Raw genomic sequence first — 18,235 nt, 5'->3', positions numbered from 1 at the left:
AAACTACCTTAATTTTAGTTAATTGAGGTAGGTTTTTGTTAGACAAGTCGTTTGTTTTCCACATAAAAAATACTTCCCAGATTCTGTAATAAGTAAGCTGTTGCAGTAAACAATTAACAGTTTTGAAGTTATTAATAAATCAAATGAGGTATAAAAGAAAACCGCTTGGAATATATTCCAAGCGGTTCTTATAAAAAGTTTTTAACACTAATAAATTAAAATTAATTAGTAGTTTTAGTTAGTTCCACCACTAGATACCATGCTTTTTTCTTTAGCCGGCGCAGCATCTTTGTCAATGAAACCTTTTATTTTTAATATTTTTCTCTCGTTTTTAGCGTTTGATAACACTGTAATAGCTTTTGAGAAACCTCCAGGCCTTTTAGTATCGTAAGAAACTTCAATCTGTCCTTTTTCTCCTGGCATAATAGGTTTTTCAGGTTTTTTAGGAACAGTACATCCACAAGTAGATCTAATGTCGTTAATAACCAAAGGAGCGTCACCTACATTTGTAAATTCAAAAACACGCTTTCCTTCAGATCCTAAAGCTACCTTTCCATAATCAATTACTTCAGTTTCAAACTTAAATTCTTGAGCACTTACAGTTATTGTGATAAATAAGATAGCTACAAATGATAAAATTGTTTTCATAATGTTAATTTTAATTAGGGGTTATACAACCATTGTACAAATTTATAATTATTTTTTAGGTATTAAAAAAATGACAACTATTTTTCTGTAGCTCACAGATAGTTGTATTTTTGCTAATTCAGATTTCAAAAATAATGCCAAAATAATACAGTAGGCTAAATATAGTAAAAACATATGAATATTCCATCTAAATATAATGCTCAAGAGGCAGAAAGTAAGTGGTACGATTACTGGATGAAACATAATTATTTTCATTCTGAAGTTGATGATAGAGAACCATATACAATTGTAATTCCTCCACCAAACGTTACCGGAGTCTTACATATGGGGCATATGTTAAACAACACCATTCAAGATGTTTTAATTAGAAGAGCACGTTTACAAGGCAAAAATGCTTGTTGGGTGCCCGGAACCGATCATGCTTCTATTGCTACAGAAGCAAAGGTGGTAGCTAAATTAAAAGAGCAAGGAATTAATAAAAACGATTTAACTCGTGAAGAATTCTTAAAACATGCTTGGGAATGGAAAAATGAGTACGGAGGTATTATTTTAGATCAGTTAAAAAAGTTAGGAGCTTCGTGTGATTGGGACAGAACTGCCTTTACCATGGATCCGGCCTTATCAGAATCGGTAATAAAAGTTTTTGTCGATTTATATAACAAAGGTTACATCTACAGAGGGTACCGTATGGTTAACTGGGACCCGGAAGCTAAAACAACACTTTCTGATGAAGAGGTAATTTACGAAGAACGTCAGGGGAACTTATATTACTTACAATATGATATTGTAGGTTCAGATGAAAAAGTAACCATAGCTACTACACGTCCGGAAACTATTTTAGGAGATACTGCTATCTGTATTAACCCTAATGATGAGCGTTTTACGCATTTAAAAGGTAAAAAAGCCATTGTACCGTTATGTAACAGAGAAATTCCTATTATAGAAGATGAGTATGTAGATGTTGAGTTTGGTACAGGATGTTTAAAAGTAACTCCTGCACACGATGAAAACGATAAGGTTTTAGGAGAAAAGCATAACTTAGAAGTAATTGATATTTTTAATGAAAATGCTACCTTAAATTCTTTCGGATTACATTATCAAGGAAAAGACAGATTTGTAGTTCGTAAAGAAATAAGCAAAGAATTAGAAGAAAAAGGCTACTTGGTAAAAGTAGAACAACATACCAATAAAGTAGGAACTTCTGAAAGAACAAAAGCCGTAATTGAGCCTAGATTATCAGACCAGTGGTTCTTAAAAATGGAAGACTTGGTAAAGCCTGCTTTAGAAGCTGTTTTAGGTGAAGAAAGAGAGGTAAAGTTATTCCCTAGAAAATTTGAAAACACCTATCGTCACTGGATGGAAAACATTCGTGATTGGAATATTTCTCGTCAGTTATGGTGGGGACAACAAATTCCTGCCTATTACTATGGTGATGGTAAAGAAGATTTTGTAGTTGCTGAAACGCTTGAAGAAGCTTTAGTATTGGCAAAAGCAAAAACTAATAATGAAGGGTTAACAACCAATGATTTAAAACAAGATCCGGATGCGTTAGATACTTGGTTTTCATCTTGGTTATGGCCAATGAGTGTGTTTGACGGTATTAGAAACCCTGAAAACGAAGAAATAAAGTATTATTACCCTACCAACGATTTAGTTACCGGGCCGGATATTTTATTCTTCTGGGTAGCACGTATGATTATTGCCGGGTATGAATATAAAGACCAACGTCCGTTTGAAAATGTGTATTTAACAGGATTGGTACGTGATAAGCAACGCCGTAAGATGTCAAAATCTTTAGGAAACTCACCGGATGCGTTAAAGTTAATTGAAGATTATAGTGCCGATGGTGTACGTGTAGGATTGTTACTAAGTTCTGCTGCCGGGAATGATTTATTGTTTGATGAAGCTTTATGTCAGCAAGGAAAAGGGTTGGGTAATAAAGTATGGAGTGCTTTTTACTTAACAACCTTATGGGAAGTTTCTGAAACTATAGCACAACCATCATCTAGTAAAATAGCTTTAGAGTGGTACAAAGCTAAGTTTCAAAAGACATTAGTAGAAATAGAAGACCATTATAGCAAATACCGTTTAAGTGATGTTATTATGGCTATTTATAAACTAATTTATGATGATTTCTGCGGATGGTTATTAGAAATAGTAAAACCTGCATACCAACAACCTATTGATGCTACAACGTATAAGGAAGTAATTGCTTTGTTTGAAAACAATTTAAAAATATTACACCCTTTTATGCCATTTATTACAGAAGAAATTTGGCAGTTAATAGCAACCAGAACACCGGAAGAGGCTTTAATTATAGCTAAATATCCGGAAGCAACTGAAAGTAAGGAAGCATTAATATCTGAGTTTGATTTTGTTTCGGAAGTAATATCAGGTATTAGAACTATTAGAAAAGATAAAAACATTCCGTTTAAAGATACTATTGATTTAATTATTACCAATAACGAACAAGTATCACAAAACTTTGATGAAGTAATTCAAAAGTTAGGAAATGTAGCAACCGTAACGTATTCTGACGAAAAAGTAGATGGCGCAATGAGTTTCCGTGTAAAATCTAACGAATACTTCGTACCTATAGCGGCAGATACTATTAACGTAGAGGAAGAAATTAAAAAGTTAACAGAGGAGCTGAATTATACAGAAGGATTCTTAAAATCGGTTCAAAAGAAACTGTCTAATGAGCGTTTTGTAAGCGGTGCGCCGGAACAAGTAGTGGCGGTAGAAAAGAAAAAAGAAGCAGATGCTTTAGCTAAAATTGAAACATTAAAAAACAGTTTGGCTGGTTTACAATAAAAAACCGTATTTGTTTAATAAATATAGAAGACTGCCCTAAGGCAGTCTTTTTTGTTTTATATTTAAATTATCTTGGGAGAATATAACAAAGTCTTTATAATTACTTTCTGAATTAATGAAGTTTTTAAAAAAGGAGGAATTGGTATAACAAGAATATATTAGATGATTAAGAAATCTTTTAAATACCTACTAATTATTAGCGTCAATTTTATCGTGTTAGTAATATTACTAGAAACTTGGGTTGATGATTATGAGCTTACTTTTAATCAAGGAATCTATTTTTATGAACTGCTTCAACTCATAGGATTGTCAATAGTACTGTTATTTCTACTAAGAATAATGGTTGCAGTTATGAGGGTGTTAAAATTTAACGCTAAACAAAGTAGAATTATAACCTCAATAGCTGTTACGCTTTTGTTGAGTAGTCGGTTTTATATTCAATATACAAAGCGTATATGCCATAATAACCATGCTTATAAAAAGTTTAGAAAAGAGCTAATGCAAAAAGTAAAACCTATAAAAAGTGGTTGGGAGGGAAGTCAAGCAAACAACTTATGTTTAGAGGAATATCAATATATCTTACAAACTAAAAGTTTCCCTAAAATACCTAATAATGCCAGGAATATTAGCTATGAATACGAGTATGAAGGTTTTTTACCGGATTATTCGTTTAGCTTAATATATGATGTACCTATTGCATCAAACGTAGAAATTATTGACTATAAAAAGAATACCTTTTCAAAAACTCAAACCTTCGAAATTATAGAGAATGTAAAGAGAGTTACTTATACAGAATTCTTATGGTAAATAAATAAGGTAGATACTAGAGGTGTGCGACATAAAAAAAAACGTCACTGCGAAGCAAATACTTTTGCTGTGGCAGTCTCTTTGAACTGAGAGATTACTTCAGTCGTTCCCACTCCTTCGTAATAACGAGCTTTTGCCTTGCTATTCTCCTTATTATCCAATGACTATAAATATAGAAATTTGTAAAAATTTATTCTAATACAAACATAGGATGAGTTGAAAGGAAATTCGTTGTACACCCCTAAGCACTCCCTTAATTGTTAAAAGATTCATAAAGTCAGTAAGTTATGTTTTATAATTGCTATTTTAGAGCCAGCTATAAAAATTGTATGTAAAAGTAAACAGAGTAAATCTGTGAGGTAAATAAACAAAACCATTTTAAAACCTCATTTTGTAAGTAAAATTGCTAGTATACTTTCAATAAATAATTTACATAGTAATTCCCTTTAAAAATTAGCTGCTATTTGCTTTTTGGTAAGCAAATACTATAGAAAAAGTATATAATTTAAAAATTGATATTATGAAGTATTACTTAATTGAAAACAAGTTAACAGAAGAAACCAACTACTTGGCACGAGTGCTAACAGAGCGCACGATTAACCAAGAAGAATTGATTGAAAAAATGCTGCAAAAGCGAAATTTAGTAAGTAAAACCGATATTGTTGCCGTACTAAACTCGTTTTATGAAGAAATTATAGAAGCCGTAGAAGAGGGAGATAACATAAACCTACCCATTGTAAATATAGGCTATTCTATTTCAGGAGTATTTGAAACTGAGGAAGACAGTTTTAACCCCGATACTCATAAACTACATGTAAACTTAAACGGAGGCAAGTTAATAAACGAAGCAAAATCAACCATTCCATTACAAAGAATAGCCCCGCCAATAACCACTACTGTTATTAATAATTGTAAAGATCTGGTATCTAACACTAGCAATACTACCTTAACTCCTAACGGATTGTTTGAGCTTAACGGAATTCGATTAAAAGTAGATGGAGACAAAGATGAAGTAGGCGTATATTTTGTTGCAGAAGACGCAACCGAAACCAAAGTAGTGTATATAGCCCAAAACGGATACAAAAAAATAATAGGTCAAATACCCACCTTAGCAGCCGGTACTTATAAGGTTAGAATAAAAACACAAGCAACTGCTAATTCAGGACAGTTTTTAAAAGATGTACGTATATCAGATAGTGCATTTACAGTAACGGTTGGGTAATTTTTATATTACGAACTAGCCGTTATAACAAAAACGGATTTATAGGCAAAAGCCAAATCAATAGAAGTTCATTTTTTAATCAATAACCCTCATAGGTTTTTAAAACTTATGAGGGTTTTAAATTTTTGATTATATCATTTCAGAGGAGTAATAACAACTGAGAAATCTTAAAAACACAATAGGGTAGATGAGATTTCTCCTTTCAGTAGAAAATGACTCGAAAAGAAATTTGTTATACTTACCATTAGGCAGTGAGTGACACTCCCATTAGGCAGTGAGTGACATTCTTATTAGGCAGTGAGTAACATTCCCATTAAGCAGTGAGTGACACTCCCATTAGGCAGTGAGTAATACTCCTATTAGGCAGTGAGTAACACTCCTATTAGGCAGTGAATGACACTCCTATTAGGCAGTGAGTAACACTCCCATTAGGCAGTGAGTAACACTCCTATTATAAAAAGAACCTATTTTTATCTAACAACTCTCCTAAACTTCTAATTCCTAATCCCTAACTCCTAAAACCTATTTCCTAACCCCTAACTCCTAAATCCTACCCCCTAAAACCTATTTCCTAAAAAACTATACAGCCTGTTTTTAAAAAAATCCTATTTTTACGTTATGGATATAAAATTGACAGAACAAGAAAGAATAAAAGTTTTAAACTCAGATGATATTTACGGTATTATGCAACGCATTTTAATGCGTGAGCAAGTAATAGACCAAAACCGTGAGCATTTTTGGGTAATAGGCTTAGAAAATAATAACCGTATTTTATTTATAGAGCTCATTAGTTTAGGCACCGTAAATAAAACCTTGGTAGAGCCTATGGAGGTATTTAGTTTTGCCTTGCAAAAACGTGCCGTAAAAATAATACTATGCCATAACCACCCTAGTGGCGAGCTACAACCTTCTGAAGCCGATAAAGATATTTCTGACCGTTTAATACAAGTAGGTATTATTGTAGATACTGAGGTAATAGACCATTTAATAATATCTGCCAAAAGCTACCTAAGTTTTAAAGATGTTGGCTTGTTAGATGAACTTAAAAAAAGCACCAAATACGTACCTAAATACGTGTTAGAGCAACGTATAAAAGAAGAAGCTTCTAAAATAGCAGAAAAAAAGAAAGTTATTGAAATAGCTAAAAACTTAAAAAGAAAAGGTGTTGATACTGCTACCATTGCTAGTGCTACCGGGCTTACCATAGAAGAGGTGGAGAAGTTACGTGTTAGGAAAGGGTAAGAGGCTATAAAAAGAAAAATACTATAAGGGTTTTCCTTATTTTTAAAATAAATTAATAATATAAAAGCTATGAAAAAAGAAATATGTATAACTATACTACTCTTACCTTTATTGTTCAGTTGTATAAGAGAAAAAAATAAATTATATACAAGTAATCTCTCTAAAAAGATCGATACCATTAGCTATTCTTATAAAGGATTTAATAATGGATTACGGCTTGATTTATTAAGTGATGGACGTTTTATTAATGAAGATTATTTGTTTAGTTGTATGGGAGGAGGTAAAAGAAAAAAAGTTTTTGGGGTATATAGAAAAGATAGTCTAAAACTTATACTAGTTCCCAAAACCATTGAACTGAAAGAATATAAAGATAATCTTTTGATGAATGCCATAACAACCAATTTGAATTACGGAGTAGACTCCTTAAAAATTAAAACTGAATTTCAAATGGTTAAGTGGGGCGGTAATGAATATCTCTTATCCGCTGTTTTTGATTACGGTTGGAGTTCTGAGGAAGAAAATGATTATATCAGATTTGCAGATTATTTTAATTCGGCTTTAGAGCCTGAAACAAGTGGTAGGTATTTAGTTAAAAGAACCAAAGATTCTATTAAATCAGATTTTGATTTACAACAAATACCCGTAAAATGGCAAGGTTTATTTTTGAAAGAACCTATGGTTGTTAAGGTTAAAGGAATTAAAAAAATAATAGATCCAGATGATCAGGAAGTTATTTTTTGGAGAATAGAATTAGATAAAGGCAAAACAGACGGAGTAAATACTGATTTGAGGTTTTATACAAAAGACAAAGAGTTTTTCATAATAATTGATTCTGTTTTGGAAAATAGGAGTTTAGGCAGGAGTCTTCCTTATAGTTCATTACCTAAAAAATTTCGAATTAATAGTGAATTAAGAACCAAATGGAATTAAAAACAGTTACTTTCTAATGAAAAAAACATTGATTATTATTAGTGCAGTAGCTAGCGCTTTTTTCTTTTTTATAGTGTTACCTATTATTACTTCCCTTTTTTCTATTAAAGGACAAATCAATAGTATAGTTGATGCTAATAAAGAAAACCAAAAAGAACAACAACGCATTAGTGAATTACCAAAAATCAAAGGAGTAATAATTACAAATAATTTAGTAACTAACCCTGTATCACATCATATTTCGGCATTGTATGCTTTAAGGGTTGGTGCAAAGCAAAAAACTAGTGGAGGTCGTGTTAGAGGAGGTGATGGTTACCAAGACTACTCGTTTTCGGATTGTGTTATTGATTATCCTAAAAACACTCAATTGCTAGTTAACGGAAAATTATATCCTATATATTTTGATAAAGCAATTATAGTTGAGGTAGGGCGTACTGAAAAACAAAAGAAAGGAGTGTTTGTTGAAGAACTAAAAATTCAAAACATAACCCATGATTATATAACTATACCCGAATACATTAACTACAAGTCTTTTGATTCTATAAGAAGACTTATGAGAGTAAGGGTAGAAAAATTAAGAGGTAAGCATAAAATTATAGACTCTTATTTAAATAGTAATGAAAAGTATGGTGTTGACATTTTATTACTGAAAGAATATACATTTAATACAGGAGATACCATAGTTTTTAGAGGTGAAATAAAAGAAAATACAATAATACCGTTGTTTTAAAGTACTAGTTGAAAATTGTTGTGTTAGAAACATAACAATTAATTATGTAGGTAGTTTAGATATTTAATTTTTCTTATAGTTTCTAACTATATTTTATTCTTCTGCAATCCTTTTAAGCGTTTCTAAAGCTTTAGGCCAAGTGGTGTTAAAATAATCAAGATACTCTTCTGCCATATCAATTTCTATGGTTACGGTGGTTATGCCGTTATGCTCATGAAACGTATAGTTTTCTAAAGCACCTGCCCACTTTTCAATTTCAGCACCTTCAGTAATTTCCGTATCACCATCTAACATTCCGTAATGACGAATAGATACCAAGGTATAAGGAAGGTTCTCAGCAATTTCAGAAACCATGCCGCCTTTTTTGCCGTGCTCATCTGTACCTATAAAATACATTTTAGAACCCTTTTTCCAGTTACCTTCGTAAGTAGAGGTAGGGTTAAACTCAGCCGTCCACTGTTGGTAGGTTTCAATATGGTGTATACCCAGCATGGTATTGTACACTTTTTCAGCAGAAGCGTTAATGTCTATGGTATATTGTAGTTTTTTCATGGTTAGTGTGGTGTTTAAGTTTTATATAATATTAGTTTTTATTTGTCAATTAAAACAAAGTGATTTTTCCCTTCAATTCTTTCAAATTCACTTCCAATTGGTGCATCCAAAAATGGAATAATTGCTCCATCATAATTGACAATGGTGTTAATGTCGTAAATAGAAACATTATTCAAATCATTAACATATTCATCAGTTTCATCGCCTGCAAAAAACCTCCAACCACTATCAATATTCCTAGTAGGTGTTTCCCTATACATATAACCGATTTTTTGACCGTCAACAGTTATTCTATCGGTAGCAAAACAGGCACCTCGATTAGGCTCAATTTCTAAAATTTCTTCTGCTTTTAATTTGTAGGATTTCTTAGTCATACTGTTTAATTAATATGGGAGTGTTTTTTTAATAATTTTAACCAAGATAAAACAAAATATGCAATTGAAGACAATGTAGTAACGTTTTAGAAAATAAAAACAAAGAAACCCGCATTATGGCTTATTTGGTACTTCGTTTCGTTGTCACTTCGAGTGAAATTATTTGAAAAGGAATGTAAAATAATTTTGTATCGAGAAGCACCTAGTTATTGATAGCTCTATTGGGTGTGGTTGTAGGGCTTCGTAAAAGTAAAAGAAAAATAGCCTACAAAATGCGTATTCTATATAAAAGTTAAGTTGTTAACAAAAGATGTTAATGGTAATTATGAGTTAAGACAAAACAATACATAAAGCGGTCATTCCGAACGATAGAGAGGAATTTCATACTGGTATGTGGTTATCTCATAAGGATAGGCGCTAACCTTAAACAGATTACTTCACTTCGCAAGCTACGTTAGCAATGGCGATGATAAACTAGGAGAAGAGAGTTAAGAGATAAAACAAGATAAAAATAGATGTGAAGAGAATATCGTATTCTAACGCTACATATTCAATAAAAAAGACTGCCTTTTGAGCAGTCTTTATATATAGAGTAACTATATTAATTATTTTGTCTGTAATACGCCAATAAGGTATTTTTTAATAACATGGCAATAGTCATAGGACCCACACCGCCCGGTACCGGAGTAATATGTGAGGCTTTGTCTTTTACCTCATTAAAGGCAACATCACCTACCAATCTAAATCCGTTTTTCTTAGAAGCATCTGCCACACGAGTAATGCCTACATCAATAATAACCACATCTTCTTTAACCATATCTCCTTTTAAAAACTCAGGAATCCCTAAAGCAGCTACAATAATATCAGCCTCACGGGTATATGAAGCTAAATCTTTAGTTCTACTATGGGTTAAAGTAACCGTAGCGTTACCTACTTTTCTTTTTTGCGATAGTAAAATACTCATAGGGCTTCCTACTATATGACTACGACCAATAACCACTACATTTTTACCGGAAGTTTCCACGTTGTAACGCTCTAACAATTCTAAAATACCAAAAGGAGTAGCAGAAATAAAGGTAGGTAAGTTTAAGGCTAATTTACCTACATTCATAGGGTGAAAGCCGTCTACATCTTTTTCAGGTGCTACCGCCATGATTACTTTTTGCTCATCAATATGATCGGGTAAAGGTAACTGTACTATAAATCCGTTAATATCTTTATCTACATTTAAAACGGCAATTTCATTTAAAAGTTCTTCTTCTGTAGTATCTTCAGGAAGTCTAATAAGGGTAGATTCAAAGCCAACGCGTTCGCAAGCTTTAACTTTGGCATTTACGTAAGTTAAACTAGCGCCGTCATTTCCTACTATAATAGCTGCTAAGTGCGGTGCTTTTTTATCTTGAGCTCTTAAATCTGCAACCTCTAAGGCAATTTCTTCTTTAATATCTGCCGATGTTTTTTTACCGTCAAGTAATATCATGTGTTGTTAAGTTTTCAGTATACAGTTGTTGGTTTTCAGTATACAGTGTTGTGTGTGTTTTGTTGATTGATTGTTATGTAAAGTAAAAAAGAGACAGGGGGTAATCCTATCTCTCTCTTAATGTTATCTCATACCGCGCATCATTTGCATCATTTTTCTGCCGCCACCGCCTTGCATCATTTTCATCATCTTACTCATTTGGTCAAACTGCTTCATGAGTTGGTTTACTTCCTGAACAGAGGTTCCGGATCCTTTAGCAATTCTCTTTTTTCTGCTGGCGTTAATAACGGTAGGGGTACTTCTTTCTTCAGGTGTCATAGAATGAATAATGGCTTCAATACCTTTAAAAGCATTATCGTCAATATCAATATCTTTTAATGCTTTTCCGGCACCAGGAATCATTCCTACTAAATCTTTCATGCTACCCATTTTTTTGATTTGCTGAATTTGTGTTAAAAAGTCATCAAAACCAAATTGGTTTTTAGCAATCTTCTTTTGAAGTTTTCTGGCTTCTTCTTCATCATATTGTTCTTGGGCACGTTCTACTAACGAAATAACGTCTCCCATCCCTAAAATACGATCGGCCATACGATCCGGGTGGAACACGTCAATGGCATCCATTTTTTCACCGGTACCAATAAACTTAATTGGCTTATCTACTACCGATTTAATAGATAACGCAGCACCACCTCTGGTATCACCATCTAATTTGGTAAGCACAACTCCGTCAAAGTTCAATACATCATTAAAGGCTTTTGCTGTATTTACAGCATCTTGCCCTGTCATAGAGTCTACCACAAAAAGTGTTTCTTGTGGGTTTACAGCTTTGTGAATGTTAGAAATCTCGGTCATCATTTCCTCATCAACTGCTAAACGCCCTGCCGTATCTATAATAACAACATTTTTGCTGTTAGCTTTTGCATGTTTAATAGCGTTTAAAGAGATTTCAACCGGGTTTTGGTTACCTTCTTCAGCATACACTTCAACCCCAATTTGTTCTCCTACCACACGAAGCTGATTAATAGCTGCCGGACGGTACACATCACATCCAACTAATAAAACCTGCTTTGCTTTTTTGGTTTTTAGGTAATTGGCTAATTTACCGGAAAAGGTAGTTTTACCCGAACCTTGTAAACCAGACATTAAGATAACTGTTGGTGAGCCACCAAGGTTAATACCTACGGTATCACCTCCCATTAAAGCCGTTAATTCGTCTTTAACAATTTTAACCATTAATTGCCCCGGATTTAACGTAGTTAATACGTCTTGTCCTAACGCTTTTTGTTGAACGTTTTTGGTAAAATCTTTAGCTATCTTAAAGTTAACATCGGCATCTAATAAGGCTCTACGTACTTCTTTTAACGTTTCAGCAACGTTAACTTCAGTAATTTTTCCGTGACCTTTTAGCGTGTGTAACGCCTTATCTAATTTTTCGCTTAAATTATTAAACATGTATCGGCTTCATTTTTAGAGGCACAAATATAGGAATTTTAGTTGTAGTAAGGTAGTGTTACATTACAGAATTTAATGACTTATACTGTAGTTTTTTATATTTTTTTACAGCTAAAACACTTCCAATGATTCCTGCAGCCATTATTGTAAAAAACAGTAGTATGGCAGCTAGGGGTGAGGCTACCAGTTTTAAAGCTATGCTTAATCCAAAAAGTAGCCACCCCAAATACATCCAGATATTTACGTGTTCTAAAAGGGGAGCTTGTTCCTTGGTAATTTCCTGATGAATTAAAACTTTTAACGTATTCCAGTCCCAAGCTATCAATAGTATATTGGCTAAGAGCATAGAAGCCGTAATGAAAGGAGTACCTTTAAAATCATAAGAAATGGTAATTACAAAAATATTAAGCATGATAGGTAAGAACAAAATAGCACCCAGTTTAGCATATTTTTGAGTAAGGAGTAATAATCCTGTAATAAGTTGTCCCCATCCCATGAATTTCCAATACAATCCGGATTGGTACATGGTTTCAAAGAAATGCCAAGAAGTATTAATAGGAAAATCAGCACCGCTTGAAGATGTGAAGCGAAGCCCGAGTATTTTAACAATGCTTGCAAATACAAAGGCAAATCCTAAAGCATAGCGTAAATAAATAATAAAAAGTTGAGGTAGTAGTTTAGTTTTCATTCAAAGTCTTATATGTTAGGGTGTACGACAAATTTCCGTTTTTGTTAAAATAAGACCGTCACTGCGAAGCAAACACTTTTGCTGTGGCAGTCTCTTTGAATAGAGAGATTACTTTAGTCGTTGCAAACTCCTTCGTAATGATTCGAAAGGAAATTTGTCATACACCCACTGTTATCTTACCGGACGATTGAATTTTGCTTTTGTTACTTTTAAAAGAAGAAAGGAACTACTACGGTACAATTTTATCAAATTTCTATTTAAGAGTTTCCTATAAGCATAAGAAAATCTAGTTAGAGTTTATTTCTTCATAACTAGATGTTTTCTAACTAGAAGCGGATAAAAAATCATCTTTAGAAATAGCATACAAAGAGCACTTCAGTATTTCTGGGAATTTTTGAAGAAGAGGATGTTCAAAGTCTTTAATTTTTAACATTCCTAATTTTTCCATTACAGCAATAGATGGCTTATTAATTACGGGAGCTATAGCTACTATTTGTTTTAACGATAAGGTGTTAAAAGCGTAGGTTAAACATTGTTTGGCACCTTCAACAGCATATCCTTTTTTCCAGTGTTCAGGAAGAATTCTCCAGCCAATATCTGTAGAAGGATTAAAATCTACTGCATAGGTTTGTTCTGAAAGCCCAATAAAACCAATAAACTCTTCAGTTTCTTTTAATTCAACAGCAAAGTAACAATAGCGGTTCTTTTTGTATTGTAATTGCATACGCTGTATAAAAGCTTCGCAATCTTCTTTAGTTTGTGTAGAAGGAAAGTAACGCATAACTTTTTTGTTAGCGTTTAACAGATACAGGTTTTCTAAGTCTGAAGATTGCCAATTTCTAAAACCTAAACGGTCTGAGGTAAAAAGATACTTTTGCATGCCGTAAAAGTAATGGTTTCTACTTATAAATCTTCTGTAAAGTGCTTACGTGTTTTAGGCGTGGTAAATTTTTCATTATTATATTTTTCAGAAGCATTTTTAGGTATTGATAGTGATTGCCAGTCTGTATTTTTAATTATTTTACCTAAAAATACAATTTGCCCAATGTGGTAAGGGTAGTGGCAGAGTTGTCGGTTAATAGCTTCAGTAACAGTATGCCCTTGGTTTCTAATATATATGATTCGCTCTAAATCTTCTGTTGTTAAAGAGTTTATGGTAGTTATAAAACAATCCCACCCCTTTTCCCAGTAGGTAATCATTTCGTCTTTTGACGTAAATGTGTTTACAAATTCGGTATCACGATTACGCCATTCTTTTTCACCATCTTCTGTAAAAAAGTGCGTCCATCTGGAAAGCATATTTCCGGCAATATGTTTAGCTATTACAGCAATAGAATTACTTTCTTCATTATACTGATAAAAAAGTTGTTCTTGTGTTAAAAGGTTAAATGTTTTATCTCCTAAGCTTTTGTAATAGGCAATTTGTCTTTTTACACTTTCTAAGTACGAGTTTTCCATAATGCAGAAGTTTATATATAAAAAAAGAGCCGGTTAATACCAGCTCTAATGTACAATTTTATTTCTTAGGAATAAAGGCTAAAGCAGCCCCGTTAATGCAATGGCGCATTCCGGTTGTTTCTTTAGGGCCATCATTAAAAGCATGTCCTAAATGTCCGCCGCAGGTATTGCATTTAAGTTCTGTACGTGCATACCCTATTTTATAGTCAACATCCATTTCAACATTTCCTTTAATGGCTCTGTCAAAAGAAGGCCATCCGGTTCCTGAATCAAATTTGTGTTCTGATTTGTATAGTGGAGTTTTACAAGCTGCGCAAACATAAACACCTTTAGCGTAATTTTTATTTAACGGACTTGTAAAAGGTCTTTCCGTACCGGCTTCCCTTAAAATAGAATACTGTAGAGGTGTTAACAGCTTTTTCCATTCACTATTTGTTTTAGAAACTTTGTATTTTTTGCTTTGTGCGTTGGTTATTGAAGTCATTACAATGCTTACAACTACCAGTAAAATGTATTTTTTCATGATCCGTTTTGAATAAAGTCAATAATGCTATTGGTAACTTTTGGATTGCGTAGTATTTTAGTATGTCCTAAACCTTGCGTAATGTAAAGCTTACCGTTCTTTAGGTTTTGACGTATGTTAATGGCACAACTTACATCTACATCTCCGTCAAAACTATCATGAACAATTAAAACAGGAATTTCAGTTTTTTGGGCTACACTACTTGATGAATGGCTATCAATGTCTTTTTGCCATTGTTGATCGTAAAGTTGTTTTATTTTTTTAGCTATGATAGGTTTTACTTGTAGGCTTTTAGTAAAGTTTAGGATCACGTCAGAAATTTTATCGGCAGCACCTACGGTAATTAGTTTGTTTACAGAAAATCCTTCGGCAACAGCATTGTATAAGCACATACCACCAAAAGAGTGTCCTATAGCTATTTCAAACGGACCGAATTGTTTATCAATTTCTTTGATGGTTTCTAAAAATTCCGGCATAGAGGTGGTTTTACCACTAGAGTTTCTATGTGCAGGGCCATCAAAAGAAACATACATATAACCTTTTTCTAAGAGCTTGTCGGCTGTCATAAATAATTGAGTACTTCTACCGGCCCAACCATGTACAAATAAAATTTTCTTTTTTGAATATCCGTACAAAAGTACTTCTACTTCTTTACCAATACTATTAATCGTAATTACTTTTTTCTGAGCACTTTCATATAGCATTTTTTCTCTTTTAGGAGAAGGAAAATTAATAGGCGTAACAAACAACTTTGCGCCAAATTTAGCGGCTAAAGTAGATGAAAAGGTTTGCAAAGTATTGGCTAAAAAAATAATACTTTTAGGAATTTGTATACTTTTGGCATTCTTGTGTACGTTTATAAAATTCATCTATCTGATTTTTATGCTAAAGATAGAATTTGTAATTTTAAAGACCATAATTTAGACGAGGTTTTGTGACATTACGTCTTTATTTTGTGTCATATCAATATGTAATAACCAGAACAAAATAAATAGGGAATGAAAAAAATAATAGCTTTAGCCTTTGTAGCGGCAACATTTGTTCAGTGTAGTACTGTGCCCATTACAGGTAGACAACGTTTTAATATGGTAAGTGATGCAGAGGTATTACCTGCTAGTTTTGCCCAATACCAAGGTTTTTTGAAAGAAAATAAAATATCAAAAGATGTTACAAAAACCAATCAGGTAAAACGTGTTGGTAAAAAAATAGCGGCTGCTGTTGATAGATTTATGAGAGCTAACGGAATGGAAGCAGAAGCGGATGCTTATAAATGGGAATTTAATTTAGTAGAAGATAAAACAGTAAATGCTTGGTGTTTACCGGGAGGAAAAGTTGTTTTTTATACCGGAATTATGCCTATTTGTGCTAATGAAGATGGAGTTGCGGCAGTTATGGGGCATGAAATTGCCCATGCTTTTGCTAAACACGGACAAGAAAGAATGTCTACCGGACAATTGCAACAGTTAGGAGGTTTGGCTGTAGCTTTAGGAACCAGGAACAGTAAAAATGCTCAGTTATGGAATACGGCTTACGGAATTGGAAGTCAGGTAGGTGTTATGTTACCTTTTAGTAGAACACATGAAACAGAGGCAGATAAGTTAGGATTGGTATTTATGTTAATGGCCGGATATAGAGGAGAAGAAGCTGCTGAAATATGGGTACGTATGAGCCAGCAATCTGGATCTCAAAGTGCACCGCCGGAATTTTTAAGTACGCACCCTTCTAATGAGAGTAGAATTGAAACGTTACGAGCTTATTTACCACAGGCACGAGCTGAAGCAGCTAAGTATGGTATAGCTTCAAAAAATTAAAGAAAAAACTTATATTTTATAGTATATTGCAAACCATTCGATTTTTCGAATGGTTTTTTTATTGAATGTATATGTATAAAATAGGTAGTAAGAAAGTTATTAATGGATGGGCTTTTTACGATTGGGCAAACTCAGTATATTCACTGGTAATCAGTACAGCAGTTTTTCCTTTATATTATAGTGCCATTACCGAAGGGAAGTCTGTTAAGTTTTTAGGAATGGAGTGGGAGCACCCGGAGACATTGTATAACTATGCATTGTCTTTTTCATTTTTAGTAGTAGCATTTATATCACCTATTTTATCAGGTATTGCTGATTATACCGGTAGTAAGAAAAAGTTTATGCAGTTTTTCTGCTGGATGGGGTCATTATCAGTAATGAGTTTGTATTTTTTTGAAGGTATAGATACTGTTTGGATTGGAATTACTTTTACTATTTTAGCCAGTATTGGTTTTTGGGCGAGTTTGGTGTTTTATAATGCCTATTTACCTGAAGTAGCGTTGCCGGAACAGCAGGATAGAGCCAGTGCTAAGGGGTTTATTTATGGCTATATAGGATCAGTAATACTATTGGTAATAAATCTTGTTCTTATTCAAATGCCGGATGTATTCGGAATTACATCGGGTATGGCATCACGTATATCATTTGTAATGGTAGGGTTATGGTGGTTAGGGTTTGCTCAAATTACGTTTAAGCGTTTACCCGGAAATATTTATAACAAACAACCTGAGAATGATTATATATGGAAAGGTTATAGAGAGTTACAATTAGTTTTAAAAGAAGTAAGAAACTATCCTACCTTAATGCGATTTTTAATTTCGTTCTTTTTATTAAGTGTAGGGGTACAAACAATTATTTTAATGGCTGCTATTTTTGGTTCTTCTGAATTGGGATTACCGGCAATGAATTTAATTATTACTATTTTACTGGTACAAATTGTAGCTATTATTGGTGCTGCAATTTTTTCAAGAGTATCTGAGAAATATGGAAATATAACAGCTTTAAAAATAACTTTAGGTATATGGACGTTGGTTTGTTTTTGTGCTTTTTTATTAGATAAAAGCCAAGAGAATGTAGGCGTTTACTTTTATGGGTTAGGCGGATTGTTAGGGCTGGTTCAAGGTGCTATTCAATCGTTAACACGCTCTACATATTCTAAACTATTACCTGAAACTCAAGATCATGCTACGTATTTTAGTTTTTATGATGTAACAGAAAAGATTGCTATAGTATTAGGTACTTTTGTTTATGGGTTACTGTACGCTATTACAAACTCTATGCAATGGAGTGTATTGTGTTTGGCTATTTTCTTCCTGGTATCTTTTGTAATCTTAAGTACTTTAAAGAAAACAAAATATGTGCAATAAAAAATAAAGAAATGTGAAATTAAAAGGGCTTACTATTTTAGTAAGCCCTTTTTTAGTAAGTTGTCCCGTCCTGAAATAAGTTGACACAAATTAGACTTATTTTATGAATACGAGTCCACACAAGAAAAAGCGCACAC

Annotated in this window: 18 protein-coding genes; 8 read left to right on the top strand and 10 right to left on the bottom strand. The window is 33.2% G+C overall.

What is annotated here, in order from left to right; genetic code table 11:
• Positions 1-234: 234 nt before the first annotated feature.
• Positions 235-648, bottom strand: coding sequence for a DUF1573 domain-containing protein (locus tag ACQY1Q_RS10570; RefSeq protein ID WP_431005285.1), 414 nt, complete (start codon positions 646-648; stop codon positions 235-237).
• Positions 649-822: 174 nt separating this feature from the next.
• Between ACQY1Q_RS10570 and ACQY1Q_RS10565 the strand changes: the two genes are divergently transcribed.
• The 6 genes from ACQY1Q_RS10565 (at position 823) to ACQY1Q_RS10540 (ending at position 8,393) form a co-directional block, all read left to right on the top strand.
• The gene (locus ACQY1Q_RS10565; RefSeq protein ID WP_431005284.1) at positions 823-3,462 is read left to right on the top strand and encodes a valine--tRNA ligase; all 2,640 of its coding nucleotides are present in this window, start codon (positions 823-825) and stop codon (positions 3,460-3,462) included.
• 162 nt (positions 3,463-3,624) lie between these two features.
• Positions 3,625-4,269, top strand: coding sequence for a hypothetical protein (locus ACQY1Q_RS10560; protein ID WP_431005283.1), 645 nt, complete (start codon positions 3,625-3,627; stop codon positions 4,267-4,269).
• A 520-nt stretch (positions 4,270-4,789) separates the two neighbouring features.
• The gene (locus ACQY1Q_RS10555) at positions 4,790-5,491 is read left to right on the top strand and encodes a DNA-binding domain-containing protein (RefSeq protein WP_431005282.1); all 702 of its coding nucleotides are present in this window, start codon (positions 4,790-4,792) and stop codon (positions 5,489-5,491) included.
• A gap of 618 nt (positions 5,492-6,109) precedes the next feature.
• Entirely contained in the window at positions 6,110-6,733 is a 624-nt protein-coding gene (locus ACQY1Q_RS10550; RefSeq protein WP_431005281.1) for a JAB domain-containing protein, read from the top strand.
• 69 nt (positions 6,734-6,802) lie between these two features.
• Positions 6,803-7,663, top strand: coding sequence for a hypothetical protein (locus ACQY1Q_RS10545; protein WP_431005280.1), 861 nt, complete (start codon positions 6,803-6,805; stop codon positions 7,661-7,663).
• A gap of 16 nt (positions 7,664-7,679) precedes the next feature.
• Positions 7,680-8,393 (top strand): hypothetical protein, encoded by a 714-nt coding sequence (locus tag ACQY1Q_RS10540; protein ID WP_431005279.1) that lies wholly within the window; start codon positions 7,680-7,682, stop codon positions 8,391-8,393.
• Between the two features lie 93 nt (positions 8,394-8,486).
• On the opposite strand, the gene ACQY1Q_RS10535 is transcribed toward ACQY1Q_RS10540, so the two are convergent.
• The 9 genes from ACQY1Q_RS10535 to ACQY1Q_RS10495 form a co-directional block, all read right to left on the bottom strand.
• Positions 8,487-8,945 (bottom strand): SRPBCC domain-containing protein, encoded by a 459-nt coding sequence (locus tag ACQY1Q_RS10535; RefSeq protein ID WP_431005278.1) that lies wholly within the window; start codon positions 8,943-8,945, stop codon positions 8,487-8,489.
• A 38-nt stretch (positions 8,946-8,983) separates the two neighbouring features.
• Positions 8,984-9,319, bottom strand: coding sequence for a DUF2185 domain-containing protein (locus ACQY1Q_RS10530; RefSeq protein WP_431005277.1), 336 nt, complete (start codon positions 9,317-9,319; stop codon positions 8,984-8,986).
• A gap of 601 nt (positions 9,320-9,920) precedes the next feature.
• Positions 9,921-10,799: a bifunctional methylenetetrahydrofolate dehydrogenase/methenyltetrahydrofolate cyclohydrolase FolD gene (gene folD / locus ACQY1Q_RS10525; protein ID WP_431005276.1), complete on the bottom strand. Its 879-nt coding sequence runs from the start codon at positions 10,797-10,799 to the stop codon at positions 9,921-9,923.
• A 123-nt stretch (positions 10,800-10,922) separates the two neighbouring features.
• Positions 10,923-12,251: a signal recognition particle protein gene (gene ffh, locus ACQY1Q_RS10520; RefSeq protein WP_431005275.1), complete on the bottom strand. Its 1,329-nt coding sequence runs from the start codon at positions 12,249-12,251 to the stop codon at positions 10,923-10,925.
• A gap of 58 nt (positions 12,252-12,309) precedes the next feature.
• A complete protein-coding gene (locus ACQY1Q_RS10515; protein ID WP_431005274.1) occupies positions 12,310-12,939 on the bottom strand; it encodes a hypothetical protein in 630 nt (209 codons plus the stop codon).
• A gap of 322 nt (positions 12,940-13,261) precedes the next feature.
• The gene (locus ACQY1Q_RS10510) at positions 13,262-13,819 is read right to left on the bottom strand and encodes a GNAT family N-acetyltransferase (RefSeq protein WP_431005273.1); all 558 of its coding nucleotides are present in this window, start codon (positions 13,817-13,819) and stop codon (positions 13,262-13,264) included.
• A 23-nt stretch (positions 13,820-13,842) separates the two neighbouring features.
• Positions 13,843-14,397 carry a DUF1572 family protein gene (locus ACQY1Q_RS10505; protein ID WP_431005272.1) on the bottom strand — a complete coding sequence of 185 codons (555 nt, stop codon included), beginning with the start codon at positions 14,395-14,397 and terminating at the stop codon, positions 13,843-13,845.
• A gap of 58 nt (positions 14,398-14,455) precedes the next feature.
• Entirely contained in the window at positions 14,456-14,920 is a 465-nt protein-coding gene (gene msrB, locus ACQY1Q_RS10500; protein ID WP_431005271.1) for a peptide-methionine (R)-S-oxide reductase MsrB, read from the bottom strand.
• Positions 14,917-15,789, bottom strand: a complete 873-nt coding sequence (locus ACQY1Q_RS10495) for an alpha/beta fold hydrolase (RefSeq protein ID WP_431005270.1) — start codon at positions 15,787-15,789, stop codon at positions 14,917-14,919. The genes msrB and ACQY1Q_RS10495 overlap by 4 nt, the downstream gene beginning before the upstream one ends.
• 129 nt (positions 15,790-15,918) lie before the next feature.
• On the opposite strand from ACQY1Q_RS10495, the gene ACQY1Q_RS10490 reads away from it, so the two are divergent.
• Both ACQY1Q_RS10490 and ACQY1Q_RS10485 read left to right on the top strand, forming a co-directional pair.
• On the top strand, positions 15,919-16,731 hold the full coding sequence (locus tag ACQY1Q_RS10490; protein WP_431005269.1) for a M48 family metallopeptidase: 813 nt from the start codon (positions 15,919-15,921) through the stop codon (positions 16,729-16,731).
• A gap of 71 nt (positions 16,732-16,802) precedes the next feature.
• A complete protein-coding gene (locus ACQY1Q_RS10485) occupies positions 16,803-18,098 on the top strand; it encodes an MFS transporter (protein ID WP_431005268.1) in 1,296 nt (431 codons plus the stop codon).
• The last annotated feature ends 137 nt before the right edge of the window (positions 18,099-18,235 follow it).

The organism is Tenacibaculum sp. TC6 (assembly GCF_050606265.1).
In the GTDB taxonomy this organism is placed as follows: domain Bacteria; phylum Bacteroidota; class Bacteroidia; order Flavobacteriales; family Flavobacteriaceae; genus Polaribacter.
This window is presented reverse-complemented; position numbering and strand designations above follow the sequence as displayed.